At 71.3% G+C, this 15,176-nt stretch carries 19 protein-coding genes; 8 read left to right on the top strand and 11 right to left on the bottom strand.

Annotated elements, in window-relative coordinates; all coding sequences use genetic code 11:
* Positions 1-149 precede the first annotated feature (149 nt).
* Positions 150-317: a DUF3117 domain-containing protein gene (locus QSK21_RS22185; RefSeq protein WP_285698573.1), complete on the bottom strand. Its 168-nt coding sequence runs from the start codon at positions 315-317 to the stop codon at positions 150-152.
* A gap of 159 nt (positions 318-476) precedes the next feature.
* Between QSK21_RS22185 and QSK21_RS22190 the strand changes: the two genes are divergently transcribed.
* Together QSK21_RS22190 and QSK21_RS22195 are read left to right on the top strand one after the other, a co-directional pair.
* Complete coding sequence (locus QSK21_RS22190; RefSeq protein ID WP_285698574.1) at positions 477-1,262, top strand: PaaX family transcriptional regulator; 786 nt, start codon at positions 477-479, stop codon at positions 1,260-1,262.
* A gap of 13 nt (positions 1,263-1,275) precedes the next feature.
* On the top strand, positions 1,276-2,094 hold the full coding sequence (locus tag QSK21_RS22195; RefSeq protein ID WP_285698575.1) for an enoyl-CoA hydratase-related protein: 819 nt from the start codon (positions 1,276-1,278) through the stop codon (positions 2,092-2,094).
* A gap of 51 nt (positions 2,095-2,145) precedes the next feature.
* Here QSK21_RS22195 and QSK21_RS22200 read toward each other — a convergent pair whose 3' ends face one another.
* Genes QSK21_RS22200 through QSK21_RS22210 form a run of 3 tightly spaced genes read right to left on the bottom strand, consistent with a single transcriptional unit; the run spans position 2,146 to position 3,701 of the window.
* Positions 2,146-2,730 carry a DNA-3-methyladenine glycosylase I gene (locus QSK21_RS22200; RefSeq protein WP_285698577.1) on the bottom strand — a complete coding sequence of 195 codons (585 nt, stop codon included), beginning with the start codon at positions 2,728-2,730 and terminating at the stop codon, positions 2,146-2,148.
* Positions 2,731-2,739: 9 nt separating this feature from the next.
* The gene (locus QSK21_RS22205) at positions 2,740-3,234 is read right to left on the bottom strand and encodes an SRPBCC family protein (RefSeq protein WP_285698578.1); all 495 of its coding nucleotides are present in this window, start codon (positions 3,232-3,234) and stop codon (positions 2,740-2,742) included.
* Positions 3,231-3,701 carry a hypothetical protein gene (locus tag QSK21_RS22210; RefSeq protein WP_285698579.1) on the bottom strand — a complete coding sequence of 157 codons (471 nt, stop codon included), beginning with the start codon at positions 3,699-3,701 and terminating at the stop codon, positions 3,231-3,233. The genes QSK21_RS22205 and QSK21_RS22210 overlap by 4 nt, the downstream gene beginning before the upstream one ends.
* A 44-nt stretch (positions 3,702-3,745) precedes the next feature.
* On the opposite strand from QSK21_RS22210, the gene QSK21_RS22215 reads away from it, so the two are divergent.
* Positions 3,746-4,090, top strand: coding sequence for a hypothetical protein (locus QSK21_RS22215; RefSeq protein ID WP_285698580.1), 345 nt, complete (start codon positions 3,746-3,748; stop codon positions 4,088-4,090).
* Between the two features lie 30 nt (positions 4,091-4,120).
* Here QSK21_RS22215 and QSK21_RS22220 read toward each other — a convergent pair whose 3' ends face one another.
* From QSK21_RS22220 to QSK21_RS22230, 3 genes are all read right to left on the bottom strand, one after another.
* Positions 4,121-5,440 carry an alkaline phosphatase PhoX gene (locus tag QSK21_RS22220; protein WP_285698581.1) on the bottom strand — a complete coding sequence of 440 codons (1,320 nt, stop codon included), beginning with the start codon at positions 5,438-5,440 and terminating at the stop codon, positions 4,121-4,123.
* Between the two features lie 137 nt (positions 5,441-5,577).
* Positions 5,578-6,216, bottom strand: a complete 639-nt coding sequence (locus tag QSK21_RS22225; RefSeq protein WP_285698582.1) for an LOG family protein — start codon at positions 6,214-6,216, stop codon at positions 5,578-5,580.
* Complete coding sequence (locus QSK21_RS22230) at positions 6,216-7,025, bottom strand: LOG family protein (protein WP_285698583.1); 810 nt, start codon at positions 7,023-7,025, stop codon at positions 6,216-6,218. The genes QSK21_RS22225 and QSK21_RS22230 overlap by 1 nt, the downstream gene beginning before the upstream one ends.
* Positions 7,026-7,320: 295 nt before the next feature.
* On the opposite strand from QSK21_RS22230, the gene QSK21_RS22235 reads away from it, so the two are divergent.
* Positions 7,321-7,518 (top strand): hypothetical protein, encoded by a 198-nt coding sequence (locus tag QSK21_RS22235; RefSeq protein WP_285698585.1) that lies wholly within the window; start codon positions 7,321-7,323, stop codon positions 7,516-7,518.
* On the opposite strand, the gene dapE is transcribed toward QSK21_RS22235, so the two are convergent.
* Positions 7,515-8,570, bottom strand: a complete 1,056-nt coding sequence (gene dapE, locus QSK21_RS22240; RefSeq protein ID WP_285698586.1) for a succinyl-diaminopimelate desuccinylase — start codon at positions 8,568-8,570, stop codon at positions 7,515-7,517. The two genes, QSK21_RS22235 and dapE, sit on opposite strands and share 4 nt — an antisense overlap.
* A gap of 21 nt (positions 8,571-8,591) precedes the next feature.
* On the bottom strand, positions 8,592-9,920 hold the full coding sequence (locus tag QSK21_RS22245; RefSeq protein ID WP_285698588.1) for an alpha/beta fold hydrolase: 1,329 nt from the start codon (positions 9,918-9,920) through the stop codon (positions 8,592-8,594).
* 310 nt (positions 9,921-10,230) lie between these two features.
* Here QSK21_RS22245 and QSK21_RS22250 point away from each other — a divergent pair, with 310 nt between their 5' ends.
* The 3 genes from QSK21_RS22250 to QSK21_RS22260 all read left to right on the top strand — a co-directional run bounded on the left by QSK21_RS22250 (position 10,231) and on the right by QSK21_RS22260 (position 12,510).
* Complete coding sequence (locus QSK21_RS22250) at positions 10,231-10,515, top strand: cupin domain-containing protein (RefSeq protein ID WP_285698590.1); 285 nt, start codon at positions 10,231-10,233, stop codon at positions 10,513-10,515.
* A 107-nt stretch (positions 10,516-10,622) separates the two neighbouring features.
* Complete coding sequence (locus QSK21_RS22255) at positions 10,623-11,312, top strand: SMODS-associated NUDIX domain-containing protein (RefSeq protein ID WP_285698591.1); 690 nt, start codon at positions 10,623-10,625, stop codon at positions 11,310-11,312.
* A gap of 7 nt (positions 11,313-11,319) precedes the next feature.
* The gene (locus QSK21_RS22260) at positions 11,320-12,510 is read left to right on the top strand and encodes a hypothetical protein (protein WP_285698592.1); all 1,191 of its coding nucleotides are present in this window, start codon (positions 11,320-11,322) and stop codon (positions 12,508-12,510) included.
* A gap of 62 nt (positions 12,511-12,572) precedes the next feature.
* Here QSK21_RS22260 and QSK21_RS22265 read toward each other — a convergent pair whose 3' ends face one another.
* Together QSK21_RS22265 and QSK21_RS22270 are read right to left on the bottom strand one after the other, a co-directional pair.
* Positions 12,573-12,947: a hypothetical protein gene (locus QSK21_RS22265; RefSeq protein WP_285698593.1), complete on the bottom strand. Its 375-nt coding sequence runs from the start codon at positions 12,945-12,947 to the stop codon at positions 12,573-12,575.
* A gap of 46 nt (positions 12,948-12,993) precedes the next feature.
* On the bottom strand, positions 12,994-13,830 hold the full coding sequence (locus QSK21_RS22270; RefSeq protein WP_285698594.1) for a 2,3,4,5-tetrahydropyridine-2,6-dicarboxylate N-succinyltransferase: 837 nt from the start codon (positions 13,828-13,830) through the stop codon (positions 12,994-12,996).
* Between the two features lie 45 nt (positions 13,831-13,875).
* Here QSK21_RS22270 and QSK21_RS22275 point away from each other — a divergent pair, with 45 nt between their 5' ends.
* A complete protein-coding gene (locus tag QSK21_RS22275) occupies positions 13,876-14,775 on the top strand; it encodes a hypothetical protein (protein WP_285698595.1) in 900 nt (299 codons plus the stop codon).
* Positions 14,776-15,176 lie beyond the last annotated feature (401 nt).

Consider the following 15,176-nt stretch of genomic DNA (forward strand, 5'->3'; position numbering starts at 1 on the left):
CGTTCGGTGGTCTGCGTTCGGGGGGTTCCAGGGGGTCGTCCCCCTGTTCCAGGAGCCGTCCCCCTGACTCGGCGCTCAGGGTGCCTCGGCCCGCGCCTCAGCGGGCATGCCTCCCCAGCCCCCGGGACCTGGTACCGCGAAAGGGTCGGTCAGCCGACGACGTCCTTGAGGGCGTCGCCGAGTTCCTTGGCCTCGTCGGCAGACAGCTCGACCACGAGGCGACCTCCGCCTTCGAGCGGGACACGCATGACGATTCCGCGCCCCTCCTTGGTCACTTCGAGCGGACCGTCTCCCGTCCGCGGCTTCATCGCCGCCATGCGTGCATCCCCTTCCTGCCTAGGGCCATATGGGGCCTCCGGGCACCGTTGGCCGCGTGGCCGCCTGTCGCATCCGCGTCATCAGTAGTGGTTCATTATCCCGTGTTCAGGGCGCGAAGTGGTAACGATCAGCAAGCGGGCACCCGGAGACTGGTTCACATGAACGCTCGTTCGGCGCTGTTCGACCTGTACGGCGACCATTTGCGGCAGCGCGGCGGGCGGGCGCCCGTCGCCGCCTTGGTGCGGCTGCTCGCCGCTCTCGGGATCGCCGCTCCCGCCGTCCGGACCGCGGTGTCGCGGATGGTCCGGCAGGACTGGCTGGAACCGGTGCGCCTCCCCAGGGGCGCGGGGACCGTCCCCGGGTACGCGTTGACGCCGCGGGCGGTGCGGCGCCTGGACGAGGCGGCGCACCGCATCTACCGGGATCTGGAGCCTTGGGACGGGCATTGGCACCTCTTGGTGGTCGAAAGGGTGCGTGAGCGGTCACGGCGGGAACGCCTCGCGACGGGCCTGGCCTACCTGGGTTATGCCCGGCTGGACGAGACCACCTGGATCGGGCCGCGCGCCAATCCGGAGCTCGACCCGCTGCTGACGGCCGAGTCGGTGCGGGTGGAGCGGTTCCGTTCCCGGCACGAGGGGGACGCGCACGGGCTGGTCGCCCGGGCCTGGGACCTGGAGGGCCTGGCGCGGGCCTACGAGCGCTGGGTGGCGGACGCGAAGGAGCTGCTGGAAGGGCATCCCGTGGACACCGACGAGCGGGCCTTCGCCGTGCGCAGCCGCCTGGTGCACGAATGGCGCAAGTTCCTGTTCCACGACCCCGGGCTGCCCCAGGAGCTGCTGCCTCAGGGCTGGCCCGGCGCGCTGGCGGCACGCTACTTCGACGACGCCTCCGCGCGCCTCTTGCCCGCGGCGGGGCGGTTCGTCGAAGGTTGCCTCGACGGATAGGGCGAGGCCGCGGATGACCGGCGGCGTGCAGGAGGCGAGGACGACGGTGTCTGGAACGGTGGCGTACGACCTGACCGACGGTGTGGCGACGATCACGCTCGACCGTCCCGACGCGATGAACTCGCTGACCGTGGCGATGAAGGAGGCGCTGCTGGCGGCGGTGGAGCGGGCGGCGGGCGACGACGCCGTCCGGGCGGTGATCCTCACCGGTGCGGGACGGGCCTTCTGCGCCGGCCAGGACCTGCGCGAGCACGCCGACAACCTCGCGGCGGGCCGGGGGCTGGACGACACCGTCCGCAGGCACTACAACCCGGTCGTTGAGACGATCACGTCCATGCCCAAGCCGGTGGTGGCGGCGGTGAACGGGGTGGCCGCCGGGGCGGGGGCGTCGCTGGCGATGGCCTGCGATCTGATCATCGCCTCGGACCGGGCGTCGTTCTCGACCGCGTTCACCGGGATCGGCCTGGCGCCCGACAGCGGGATGTCCTGGACGCTGCAACGGCTGGTGGGCCGGGCCAAGGCCGCCGAGCTGCTGCTGCTGGGCGAGCGGATCAAGGCGGCCGAGGCCCTGGGGCTCGGCCTGGTCAACCGGGTCGTCCCTGCCGACGAGCTGGCGCCCGCGGCGGTCGAGCTGGCCCGGCGCCTGGCCGCGGGCCCGACCCGCGCGTACGCGGCGGTGAAGGCGGCACTCGACCACGCCGCCGCCCACGACCTGTCCTCGTCCCTGGCCAAGGAGGCGGACCTCCAGGACGCGTGCGAGAAGACCGCCGACCACCACAACGCCACCCAGGCGTTCCTGAAGAAGGAGCAGCCGGTCTTCGAGGGGCGCTGAGACCGCGGGACCGGTCGGCCCGCCGCGCCCCGCCGCGCCGCCCCCGGCGGGTCACCCCGGCTGGGAGGCGATGGCGCGCCAGTGGCAGCCCTCCAGGTGGTCGTTCACCAGGCCGCACGCCTGCATCAGGGCGTAGACGGTGGTCGGCCCGACGAAGCGGAAGCCGTGCTTCTTCAGCTCCTTGGACAGCGCCTTGGAGCCGTCGGTGAACGGCGGGACGTCCTCCGTCGTCTTCGGGACGGGCGCGGACCCGTCGGCGTACCGCCACGCCGTCGCGGCCAGCCCGCCGGGGAGGTCGAGGGCGGCGCGGGCGTTGGCGATCGCGGCGTCGATCTTGGCCCGGTTGCGGACGATCGCCGCGTCGCCCATCAGCCGCTCCACGTCCCGCGGCCCGAACGCGGCGACCTTCTCCGGGTCGAACCCGGCGAAGGCGGCACGGAACCCCTCCCGCTTGCGCAGGATGGTCAGCCAGGACAGCCCGGACTGGAACGCCTCAAGGCAGAGCCTCTCGTAGATCCCCCGGTCGTCCCGGACCGGACGGCCCCATTCGTTGTCGTGGTAGGCGACGTAGTCGGGCGCCGACAGCCCCCAGGGGCAGCGGGCCAGGCCGTCGTCGCCGAGTATCGCGGTGCTCACCGCCCCGTTCTACTCCGGACCTCCGACGGAATCGGCGCCGCCCGCCGCTCCGGCGGACGCCGGGGCGGGTCCGGGCGCCTCGGCGAGCCGGGCCAGGCGCCGCAGCCCCACCCGGAGGAAGAAGCCGATCACCGGCCCGGCCGCCAGCCAGCCGATCCGTCCCAGCGGGCCGAACGGCAGGTCGATCCCCTCCATCCAGCGGACCCGGCAACCGCCCTCGGCAAGCGGCGTGACCTCGAAGAACGCCTCGCCGCGCACCAGCCTGCCGGTGTGCCGGACGGTGACCCTGCGGCCCGGCGTCCACTCGGTGATCACCATGGTGTCGCGGAACCCGACCGGGCCGATGCCCGTCCAGGCCATCAGGTCGGCTCCGACCCCGTGGCCGCCCTCCGCCCGGGTGAACGGCATCCACCGCTCGTGCAGGGGCCAGTCGACGAGCAGCGCGAAGACCCGGTCGGGCGTGGCGGACGACACGGCGTCGGCATGGATCGCGACACGGCTCATGAGCGGCTCCCGTCCCCCTTGATGCGGTCGGCGGCCGACACGTGGTGCTTCACCAGGTCGACGCGGCCCTCGTCCGTGGGCGTCCACGGCGGGGGCTCCGGCGCGTCGTCCACGGTGTCCTCCTGGGAGTCCTGGAGGGTGTCCTCAAGCTCGTGGCGGCTGTCGTGGGTCTCGTGGAGGCGGCGTTCCAGCTCGCCGATCCGGAGTTCGAGCGCGGCCATCCTGGCGTCCCGCTCGTACACCGCGCGGCGGAGCCGGCCGATGGCCTCGTCGGTCCTCTCGACCTGGTACCCCCAGAAGCCGCGCGGCAACGCGAACGGCTCGGGGCCGGTGAACGGCCGGTCCTCGTAGGGCGGCAACGGCGGGAGGTCGCGCCTGGCCGGCGACAGCTCGCCGCCCCGGCCCATCGCCAGCACCACGACGGCGGCCAGCACCGCCAGGCAGGCCAGGACCAGGACCACAGCCACGATCGCGCTCCGATCTGTCGACGTCTCCGCATGACGATCGTGCCATGCTCGGAGCCATGGAGTCGTACGAGCCGCGGGTACTGGCCCCGAACGCGCCCGTCCCCGACGGGGTCGTGGACGCCGGGACGGCCCCGTCCGCCGAACGCGTGAAGGAGCTGGTGGCCGGGGGCAGGCCGGTGTTGGTCACGCTCGTCCAGGAGGACGGCACGGGCGGGGACGCGGAGCCCGATCCGGGGCTGCTGGCCGCCGCGTCGGTCTACGCCTGGCTGGGGGTACGGGTGTTCCGTGTGCCCGAGGGGCAGGTGCCCGCGCTCAGGCAGGTGCTGGACATGGTCGCGTCCATCCAAGGGGTACGCCCGCCGACGCTGACCCGGCGCGGTCTCGCCTAGGCCGGGCCAGCGCGGCGGACGCGGACGGGGTCAGTGGCGGATGCGGTGCCACGGGCCGGTGATGGCGAAGGTCACGCCCGGGGACTGCCGGTTGGCGAACAGGGTGCGACCGTCGGGCGAGAAGGTCGCCCCGGTGAACTCGCTGTCGTTGAACGCGTTGCGCGCGAACGCGAACGCCCGGCCCTTGCGGTCCGTGCCCACCAGGTGCTGCTCGCCGTCGCCGTCCTCGGCCAGGATCACGCCGCCGCCGTACGGGGACACCGTGATGTTGTCCGGGCCGTCGAACCTGCCGCCCGGCTTGAAGATCAGCTCCAGCCTGATCCGGTCGGTCTTGGGATTGTAGGTCCAGACCTGGCCGGCGTGGTCGGCCGCGGCGCCCTCCTCCTTCTTGGAGTAGCTGGCGACGAAGTACGCCTTGCCGTGCCCCCACCAGGCGCCTTCCAGCTTCTGGCTGCGGGTGACCTGCTCGTCCTCGAACTGCTTGCGGATCGAGGTGGTCGTGGCGGCCCGGTCGGGGATCGCCTTCCACTTGACGCGGAACTCCTCGCCCGGCTCCTGGGCGAGGGACAGGTCGGGCAGGTCCCGGCAGACCATCACCTCCAGGCGCCCGCCCTCCAGGTAGGCGTGGTACTGGCCGCGGTGCGCGCGCGGGCGGAACCGGTAGAACAGCCCGAACGGCCCGCTCGCGTCCTCGGTGAGGTACGCCTCCAGGGTGTGCGGGTCGATGGCCACCGCCTCGTGGGCGAAACGCCCCATGCCGGTGATCGGCACGGGCTCGGTCCGCTTGCCGGTCGGGTCGACCTCGAACACCCAGCCGTGCGACTTGGTCTGGCCGCTGAAACCCTCGGTCTCCTCACAGGTCAGCCACGTACCCCAGGGGGTGCGACCTCCCGCGCAGTTAGTGGAGGTGCCCGCAAGGCTGATGCGCTGGTTCACAAGGTTGCCGTCGGAGTCCACCTCAAGCGTGGTGGTCCCTCCGAAGGCGGCGGGGTCGTACACCAATGAGGAGGGCGCGACGGGCTTGACGCCGCTGGCGGTCTGCTCGTGGTTGCGCACGAGGCGGACGGTGTCCTTGCGGCTGCCCTTGAACGTGGCCATGCCGTCGTGCGCACCCGGTACGAGCACGCCATCCGTGATGGTGTCGCCCTGCGCGGACAGGGTCTTGTAGGAAAAGCCCTCGGGAAGGTCCAGGACACCCCTGGGGTCCGGGACCAGAGGGCCGTAACCAGCGGCTCCACCGACCTTGGCCTCGGCCGAGGTCTGGAAAATCGTGTCGAGGCTGCCGGCGAGGGCGATGGACAGCGCACCGGCGGCGCTGCCCTTCATCACCCCACGACGGGACACAGACATGGCGGCTCCTTCGCATGAATAACGATCATGGGGAGCCTGGCGCGTGCCCTTGAACCGTCGGTGAACGAGCCCCGACCGCGGGCCGAACCCCCAGGACACACTTCTGATATCCGGCTAATCACACCAAACTGGCCGGGTCACAGCTCGGCCTCGGCGTAGTCCGCCGGGGTGTACTCGATCCGCGGCTGGGACCGCTCCAAGAGATCGAACGCCTCCGACACCGACGCCGACCAGCCGATCGCGTCCCAGATCTTGGGACGGGCGAACCCCTGCTCGGTCAGCCCGGTCATCAGCTCCCGCAGCGGCTCGTACACCCCCGTCGGGTCGAGGATCACGACCGCCTTGGAATGCATCCCCAGCACCCGGGCCGTCCAGATCTCGAAGAGCTCCTCCAGCGTCCCGATGCCGCCGGGCAGCACCAGGAACGCGTCGCTGCGCCGGTCCATCTCGCCCTTGCGGGTGCGCATGTCGGGCGTGACGACCAGCTCGTCGTTCTCGGGGTCGGCGATCTCCACGCTGACCAGCCCCTCGGGGATCACCCCGACGGTGCGGGCGCCGCCGGCCCGCGCGGCGCGGGCCACGGCGCCCATGCACGACACCTGCGCGCCGCCGCTGACCAGGCTGTGCCCGCGCCGCGCCAGCTCGGCCCCGACCTGCTCGGCCAGGTCCAGATACACCTTGTCGATCTTGTTGCTGGAGGCGCAGAACACGCACACGGCCAACCGGCGGGACGACTCGCCGGGCCCGTCCTCCTGGACCGGATCCGCGGTGGCCATCAGCTTCCGTCCCCGGCCTCGGCCTCGGCGGCGGCCCTGGCCGCCTCCTCCTCGTCACGCAGCCTGGCCTGCTGGACATGCGCGTCCACGATCACCCGGACGGCCTCCTCGGGATCGTCGGTGAGATGGACCAGATCGATGTCCTCGGGGGAGATCTTCCCGGAGGTCAGCATGGTCTTCTTCACCCAGTCGACCAGGCCGCCCCAGAACTCGGTGCCGACCAGCACGATCGGAAAGCGGGTGATCTTGCCGGTCTGCACCAGCGTGATCGCCTCGAACAGCTCGTCCAGCGTGCCGAAGCCGCCCGGCAGCACGACGAACGCCTGCGAGTACTTGACGAACATCGTCTTGCGGACGAAGAAGTAGCGGAACTCCAGGCCGATGTCGAGATGCGCGTTGAGCTTCTGCTCGAACGGCAGCTCGATGCCCAGCCCGACCGACAGCCCGCCGGCCTGGTCACAGCCCTTGTTGGCGGCTTCCATGATCCCCGGACCGCCGCCGGTGATCACCGCGTAGCCGGCCTCGTGCAGCCGGGCGCCGATGTCCACGGCCAGCTCGTACTCGGGCGAACCCGGCTTGGTGCGAGCGCTGCCGAAGACGCTCACCGCGCGCGGGATCTCCGCCAGCAGGCCGAATCCCTCCACGAACTCGGCCTGGATCCGCAGTACGCGCCAGGGGTCGGCGTGGACCCAGTCGGAGGGGCCACGGGCGTCCAGCAGGCGCTGGTCGGTGGTGGTCTGCGGCACGGCCTTGCCGCGCAGCATGGCGGGCCCCTGTCGCCGTGTCCGGTGGTTCGCGTCCGTTGTCATGTCCCTCACCGTAACCAAGCGACGGGCACGGCCGTGCATGGAAAGTGACGGCAGTGACGCTTTCCGTGCGAGCGACGCTGATCCCAACGTGGCAAGAAATCCCCGCTCTGCTGCCAGGTGGCTGCATGCCGCCCACCCGGTCAACGCCCGTCATCCGTCCGCCCGCCCGGATCCGGCCCGTCCGATCACCGCGACGCCTTCGCCGGACCGTCCCGCGTGGCTGCCGCCTGCGCGTCCCGGCCAGGTCCCTGAGCCGGACGACGCGCCAAGCCGCGGTGACCCCGCGCCGGTCTTCGTGAACTCCTCGGACCGCCGCGCCCGGTGGATCCGCCGCTTCGCCATCATGGCCGGTGCCGTGCTGCTCCTGAGCGGCGTCAACCTGGCCCTGGACACCGACGTCCCGCTGACGCCCTCGCCGACGGATGGCGGCCGGTTCTCCGGTCCCGCCGGTGAGGAGAGACCGACGATCGGCCCCAGGCCCAACGAGGGTTAGCCGAGCCAGGCGAGCATGCGGCGCTCGCAGTCGGCGATCAGGGGGATCTCGACGTGCTCCTCCTTGGTGTGCGCCAGGGTCGGCTCGCCGGGACCGTAGTTCACCGCGGGAACGCTTAGGTCGGAGAACCGGGACACGTCCGTCCAGCCGAGCTTGGCCCGTACCGCCGCGCCGCTGGCCGCCACGAACGAGGCGGCGGCCGGATGGTCGAGGCCGGGACGGGCCGCGGGCGCGCCGTCCACGATCGTCACCCGGTGGCCGGGGAAGAGGTCCCTCACGTACGCCTCGGCCTCCGCGAGCGACTTGTCGGGAGCGAACCGGTAGTTGACGGTGACCACGCACTCGTCCGGGATCACGTTCCCGGCGACGCCGCCACGGATGAACACGGCGTTCAGGCCCTCGTGGTACTCCAGGCCGTCCACCACCGGACGGGCCGGTTCGTAGGCGCGCAGCACGTCCAGCACCACGCCCGCGGAGTGGATCGCGTTGGAGCCCATCCAGGCACGCGCGCTGTGCGCCCGCCTGCCCTCGACGGTGATCTCGGCCCGCAGCGTCCCCTGGCAGCCCCCCTCGATCAGGCCGCCGGTGGGTTCCATCAGGACGGCGAAGTCCCCCTCCAGCAGCCCGGGACGGGTCTCGACCAGCCGCTTGAGCCCGTTGCGGTCGGCCTCGACCTCCTCGCACTCGTAGAAGACGTAGGTGACGTCGCGGCTGGGCGCGGACAACGCGGCGGCCAGCTTCAGCGCGACCGCGACACCGCTCTTCATGTCCGTGGTGCCGCACCCGTACAGCCGGTCCCCCTCGACCCGCGACGGCAGGTTGCCGTTCAGCGGGACGGTGTCGAGGTGCCCGGCCAGGATGACCCGCTGGTCGCGCCCGAGTTCGGTGCGGGCGACCAGTGTGTCGCCGTCCCGCACGACCCGCAGATGCGGCAGCGGCGCCAGCGCCTCCTCCACCGCGTCGGCGAGCGCCCTCTCGTTCCCGCTCACCGATTCGATGTCCACGATCGCCGCCGTGAGCGCCGCCACGTCCAGTCCCAGATCCAGCCGCATGCCCACCAAGCGTACGCAGGATCAGCGCCGGGCCCCCTGCAAGTGGTCGTCGAACTGCACCGAGATCCGGTGCGTGCTGGACGGCCACGCCGGGACCATCAGCGAGCCGACCCGTCCGGCGCCGCCGCGCGGCCGGGACACCACGGAGATCGAACGCCGTGCACCGGCCGGCATGAAGACGTCGATCCCGGTGATGAACGGCTGGGCGGCGAACGCGGGGATCGGCGCACTCAGATCGGTCACTCCGTCCTTGCCCGCGTCGTAGGCGAAGATGCCGATGGCGCGCTTGGTCCGCGGGGTGTTGGCGGCGTTCAGCACCTCCCGCCCGTTGATCCGCAGGGAGTCGCCCGCCGCGCCCTGGTCGCCCCACCACTCCTTCTGCCGGCTGATCGTCATGGCGGAGTGGCCGTCCCCGGTCTCCACCTGCGACGCCAGCCCCTCGCCCGGACGGCTCGTCAGCAGCCGGACGAGGTTGTCGGTACGCAGGAACGGCTGGAAGTACAAATGGTGCGTCGACGTCCGCCCCCACACCAATGCGAATTCATAATGGGCGCGGCCGTCGGCCTTGAAAGGCCCCCAAGCCCCATCCCCGGTAATGTGGAAGACCGCCTCAGGCCGCCTCGCTTCGCGCTTACCGTTGCGTGGATTCACCCGGTAGATCTCCAGACGCGCCCCCTCCGCCCCGACATTGGCGGGGAAGAGCACGGCCCGTCCGGACAGCCGCGCGTGCCTCTGCGGGATGATCGCGGTCGTACGCGGCGCCCGTCCCGTCAGGAACCGGTAGAACTCGGTGAACGTCTCGGGCGAGGTCACGACCTGCGTATGCGACTGGTCGGAGAAGTACACGTTGGTCGCCCCGCCCACCGCCCGCGCCGTGGACCCTTCACCCCACACCGCCAGCGTCGGCACGCCACCGGGCTGGTCGACCGAGGTCGCCCCGTCCAGATTCACATAATGAGCGACTGTGGCCGCCCTCTCAGGCGAGCTTCGCAGGTACGCCTGCATGAGCCCGGTCCCGAGCGAATGCGCGAGCAGGTCGACCTTGTCCGCCCGCGCCCTGGCGCGCAGCCGCGCGATCCGCCGGTCCAGGGACGCGAAGACCTCGTCGCGGGTGTTCTCCACGAACAGCGAGTCGTACTCGTGGGCCTCGATGAGGTCGGCCTGGTACCCGTTGGACGCCAGCCGCCGCGCCTGCGTCTCGAACTGCTGGCCGGACCCGCTGAACCCATGAACGAAGATCACCGGACGTCGCGCCGCGTCCCGTCCGGGCGGCCCCGCCTGAGCCCCGCCCGCCACCATCGCGGACACCAGCAGAAACGCCGCCACCAGGGCGGCAAGCCGTCGGAACATGGCGCCTGACCTCTCTCGCCGGGGGTCCCGCCAGCTTCCGATCACCCCACCCCAAGGTCAACCCTTCACCCACCCACCTGTGCCCACCCACAACCAACCCCCCGTCCGGCGATTGCCGCGCACAACCGAGAACGCGTTCGCGACCGTGCCATCCGGAAGAAGGGGTAGGCCGGGGTGTCGACGGGTAGGGCCTTGAATAACTGCATGGGGGGATGAAATGGTTAAACTCGCGACAAAGAATGCGGAAGTCAAGAATTTCCGGCAACCCGAGGAAACGCGCCCGTTCGAGGGGAACGGGCGGATCGAGATCGTGACCGTGGGCGGGCAGCCCGTCGCGCGCGGGACGTTCGAGCCCGGCTGGCGCTGGTCGCGGAACGTCGGCCCGATCGCGGGCACCGACCGGTGCGAGGCGTCCCACCTGGGGTACTGCCTTTCGGGCCGGATGCGGGTGACCATGTCCGACGGCGGCGGCATCGACGTGGGACCCGGCGACGCGATCGCCATCCCGCCCGGCCATGACGCCGAGGTCGTGGGGGACGAACCCTGCGTCCTGATCGACTTCGGGGAGGTCTCCGACTACGCCAGACGCGGCTGAGCCGCTCCGGCGCCCTGCCCGTGGCGCCCGCCACGACTGTGAACTCGGGCCTGTTCCACCGCCGCACGCGCTCCATAGGCTGACCCAAGGCTCTTCCGGAGGTCAGCATGATGATCAGCCGCCGACGTGCGGGGAACGACGTCCGGGTCTCCTTCTCCGCGCTGATCCGGTTGCGCGACGAGGACCGGCATGTGCTCTTCCACACGCCGAACCGTCCCGGTTCGTTCAATCCGCCCGGAGGCGTCTACAAATACTTCGCGCCCGCGGTACCCGTGCTCGACGACCTGGGCTTCCGTCCGGACCGTGCCGTTTCGCTGGCCGAGGTCATGCGGGCCGACCTGCGCGGTTTCCTGCCCGCCTCATCCGTGGACGCCTTCCTCCGCTGGTTCTCCATAGGCGCCTACCGCGAGGAGCCCATCGAGTGCCTGCACCGTGAACTGGCCGAGGAACTCGCCGAATGCGGTCTGCACGAGCTTCTGAACGTCGCGTCGGACATCACCTTCACCCATGTGCGTTCCGTTTTCGAGCGCTCCGTCGTCAACGGGCCGGTGCCGGGCAAACCGTACCGGCAACTGCGGCACTTCGAGGTGTACGAGCCGGTGATGACCGGCCCGGCCGCGGTCCGCCTGCGTCGGGCGCTCATCGAGTCGGGCGAGAATGACGCGGTGTCCACCGTCATCTGCGCCACGTCCGAGCAGATCAGGCACGGACGCAGCGGCACCGCGCTGCTCGGCGGCCACTGCGGCTACCTCATCGGTGACAGGCGCTACCAGCCCGATCTGCCGATGGTGCGCTGAGGCCGCCGTGTCAGCAGAAGAAATCGGCCTCTACACGATGCGCGGCTGGAAGCGCAGGAGCGTCCGCGTCTCCGGCGCATGCCTGGAAAAAGTACGCGCCGTCCCCATACCGATGGGCGATCCCCCAACGCAGGCTTGGGATCGTCCCCCTCCCGCCGGTCACGACGTGTTCGGGCTACAGGTACCGGTCGTGCTCGACCCCTCGCCCGCGCCGTGGCGCTACGCGGGCGTGTTCGTACGCGTAAGCCTGGACGACCAGCGCGTCAACGTACAAGGCGTCCAGCGGTATCCGGAAGCGGCGCAGGGAGACCTCCCCGTCACGGCCGAGGAAACGAACGGGGCGGCCGCAGGCGTGTTCTTCGGCCACAGCGCAGGCCCAAGGCGACCCGGGGTGCAGGACGGCCGGTACGGGCTCCGCGTCGTGTTGACCGTCCCCGTCGATCTGCCGGACCTCAGCGGCACGGTCCGCGTCGACACGACGTTCGCCCACCGCGGGTGGCTCCTCCGCCGCCCCCGCCTCGAACATGCCCATGGCGACACCCTGGTGCGCTTCACGGTGCGCCTACCGGACGAGCGTGTCCCGGCCGTGCCCGTCTCCGGCGCGGACCCGGCACACCCGCACGACCGGAGGCCGTCGGTGCGGTTGTGCCTCGCGGCCGACATCGAACGGTTCAGCCGGTTTCGGACACCCGAGGCGGCCCGTGCCCAGGAACGCTTCGTCGGCCTGCTGGCCGAGGCCCGCCGCCACGCGGGCATCCCGGACGGAGACGTCGACCCGCAGGAGTCGGGGGACGGCCGGTTCGAGGTCTTCCCCGCGCCGCTGGACGAGGCGAGCGTCATCCCACGGCTGGTCGAGGGACTACGCGACGCGCTCGCCCGGACCAACGCCGACCTCAACGCGCACGCCCGGCTGCGCATCCGGGTGGCGCTGCACCGCGGGCACCTCCACCACGGCGTGAACGGCTGGGTCGGCGAGTCCGCGATCGCCGTCCACCGCCTGCTGGACTCCGGACCGCTACGCCGCGCCCTGACGGACCACCAGGAGGCCGACCTGGCACTGATCGTGCCGGACGTCCTCTACCGCGACGTCATCGGCCACGGATACGGCGGCCTTCCCCCTGACCGGTTCCGCCCCGTCCACGTCCGCATACCGGAGAAGCGCTTCGAGGAACCCGCCTGGATCTACGTCCCCGACTAGCCGCCGCTCCCGGAACTCCCGACGCCCCGCCCGCGGCGTTCATGGGCCTTGCGCCGGGCGATCTACTCGGCGAACCGGCGGTGGATCACCTCTTCGATCTCCCCATCGTGCTTGTAGGAGTCCTCGAAGTCGGCGAGGTCGATGGTCATGTGCGGCCGCTCCGGCACCCGCCACAGCGCGAAGACCGTCTTGTCGAGGGCCTTGGCGTAACCCGCCTCGATGTTCAGGCCGACCCGCTTGGACTCGGCGTCGCCGGTGAGGTCCAGCAGGACCGCCTCGGCATCGGCTCGCGGAGGACACGGTCGAGAACCTGTCTCGGCGCGCTGCTGTTCGCGCGGATGCGGGGCTGTTGACCGGCAGGAGATCCAGCATCTGCGCTGCCGCGTGCCCCGCCGCGATTGACGCTGAACGCGTCGGCCACCGCTGTCACGACACAAATCGTCAGGAGGCCCGTGGCGACGGGCCACGGGCCTTGGGGTCGGGTCAGGTGTTGATGCCGTGGTCGCGGAGGATCTCGTTGAGGGCGGTCTTGTCGTGGCGCTGGCCTTCTTCGAGGCGCTTGAGGACGAGCACCGCGGGGAGGCCGAACGTGCCGCCCTTGAACTCCTTGAAGCGGGTGCCGCCGACGGCCACGCACCAGTCGGGGATGCGGCCGCGGCTGATCTCCTCGCCCGTCTCCACGTCGATGACCGGCATGGTGGCGGTCAGGTTGGTGCCGGAGGCCAGCACGGCGCCGGTCCCCACCCGGGCGCCGTCCACGATCATGGACCGGCTGCCGATCATCGCCTCGTCCCCCACCACGACCGGGACGGCGTTGGGCGGCTCCAGCACGCCGCCGATGCCCACGCCGCCGGACAGGTGGACGTTCTTGCCGATCTGGGCGCACGACCCGACGGTGGCCCAGGTGTCGACCATCGTCCCGGAGTCGACGTAGGCGCCGATGTTGGTGAACGAGGGCATCAGCACCACGCCGGGCGCCAGGTGCGCGCCCCAGCGGGCGATCGCCCCCGGCACCACGCGGACGCCGTCCAGCCGGGTCTTCAGCGGGATGCGGTCGTGGTACTGGAAGTCGCCGACCTGGGAACGCACCATGCCGAGCACCTTGAAGCTCAGCAGGATCGCCCGCTTGGCGCGCTCGTCCACCACGACCTCGTCGGTCGCGGGATCGACGAACGCGACCCGGGCCTCGCCGGCGTCGAGCTGGTCCACGGCCGCGACGATGGCGGCGCGCGCGTCGGTGTCATCGGGCGACAGCTCGGCCCGGCGCTCCCAGAGCTCGTCGATGGTGCCGGAGATCGGGCTGGTGAACGTTTCGGTCATGGGCACTGAGCTTATCCGGGCCCGTCTCCCGGTACCGTCGTCGGCGTGGCTGCATCGGCGAGGTTGAGCGGGCGACATCTCTGGCGGTGGACCGCCGTGGCGCTGGTGATCGTCGTGGCGATCGGTGTCGGCGTGTACGCCTTGCTGCACCGGGTCCGCCCGTTCGTCTACGGGTCGGGCTGCGCGGTGCGTACCACCCTCGGCACCAAACCGCTCGACCTGGAGCAGGCCGCCAACTCCGCCACCATCGCCGCGGTGGCGTTCCGCAAGAACCTGCCCGAACGGGCCGCCGTCATCGCGTACGCGACCGCCCTACAGGAGTCGCACCTCCGGAACCTGCCGGGCGGCGACCGCGACTCGGTGGGCATGTTCCAGCAGCGCCCCTCGCAGGGCTGGGGCAGCCCGGAGAAGCTGCGCGACCCCGTCCAGTCCACGAGCAAGTTCTTCGACGCCCTGGTCAAGGTGAAGGACTACCTCGACCGCGACCTGCACGACGCGGCGCAGAAGGTGCAGCGCAGCGCGGACGGCACCGCCTACGCCCAGCACGAACCCGACGGGAAGATCCTGGCCCGCGCCTTCACGGGACGCCAGGGCGCCGCGGTCCACTGCTGGTACCCGCCCGACGACAGGACCGCGCCCCGCCGTCCCGAGGCCCTGCGCGAGATGCGCCGCAACTTCGGCGCGCGCCTCCAGGTCGACTCGCCCCTGGCCATGCTCCGCACGAACGAGAACCGGGCGGTGACCGCCACCAAGCCCTCCGCGGACGCGGTCCGCGTCACCAGCACCCGGACCGGCTGGGCGGTCGCCCTGTGGGCCGTCACCCACGCCCAGCCGTACGGCCTCACCGAGATCCGCCACGCCCGCAAACGCTGGACCGCCGACAAGGGCCACGAAGGCTGGCAAGAGGACAAGACCGCCCCCACCGACCGCGTCCTGATCAAGTAGCCCCACCACCGGGCCAGGCGGGCCGGGTAGGTCTCGCGAACGCGAAGGGTTCGAGCGGTATCACGTCCTCCAAGACTCGGAGTGGAAAAGCAAAGCCCCAGGCAATCCGTCAGGGGCAGGGCAGGTTCAGCACCCGCGCCGGAGGACGGGCACCATCTGGAAGCCGCATCGTCGCCCGGGTCTCCAGGAGGGGACGGGAGACGTCGTTAGCGTCGGTAGAAGTCGATGGAGGCGCATACCCATTCCGCGCCGGGTCCGGCCTGCTGGACCCAGGTCCTGTCAGAGAGCGCCCGGACCATGACCAAGCCCCAGCCGCCAAAGTCGAAGGACGGGGCCGCGTCGATGTCCGTGACGCTGGACACGGGAAGCCGGTCACACAGTAAGCGGTGCGGCACTCCGTC

Origin of the sequence: Actinomadura sp. NBRC 104412 (assembly GCF_030269515.1) — a bacterium.
Classification (GTDB): Bacteria; Actinomycetota; Actinomycetes; order Streptosporangiales; family Streptosporangiaceae; genus Spirillospora.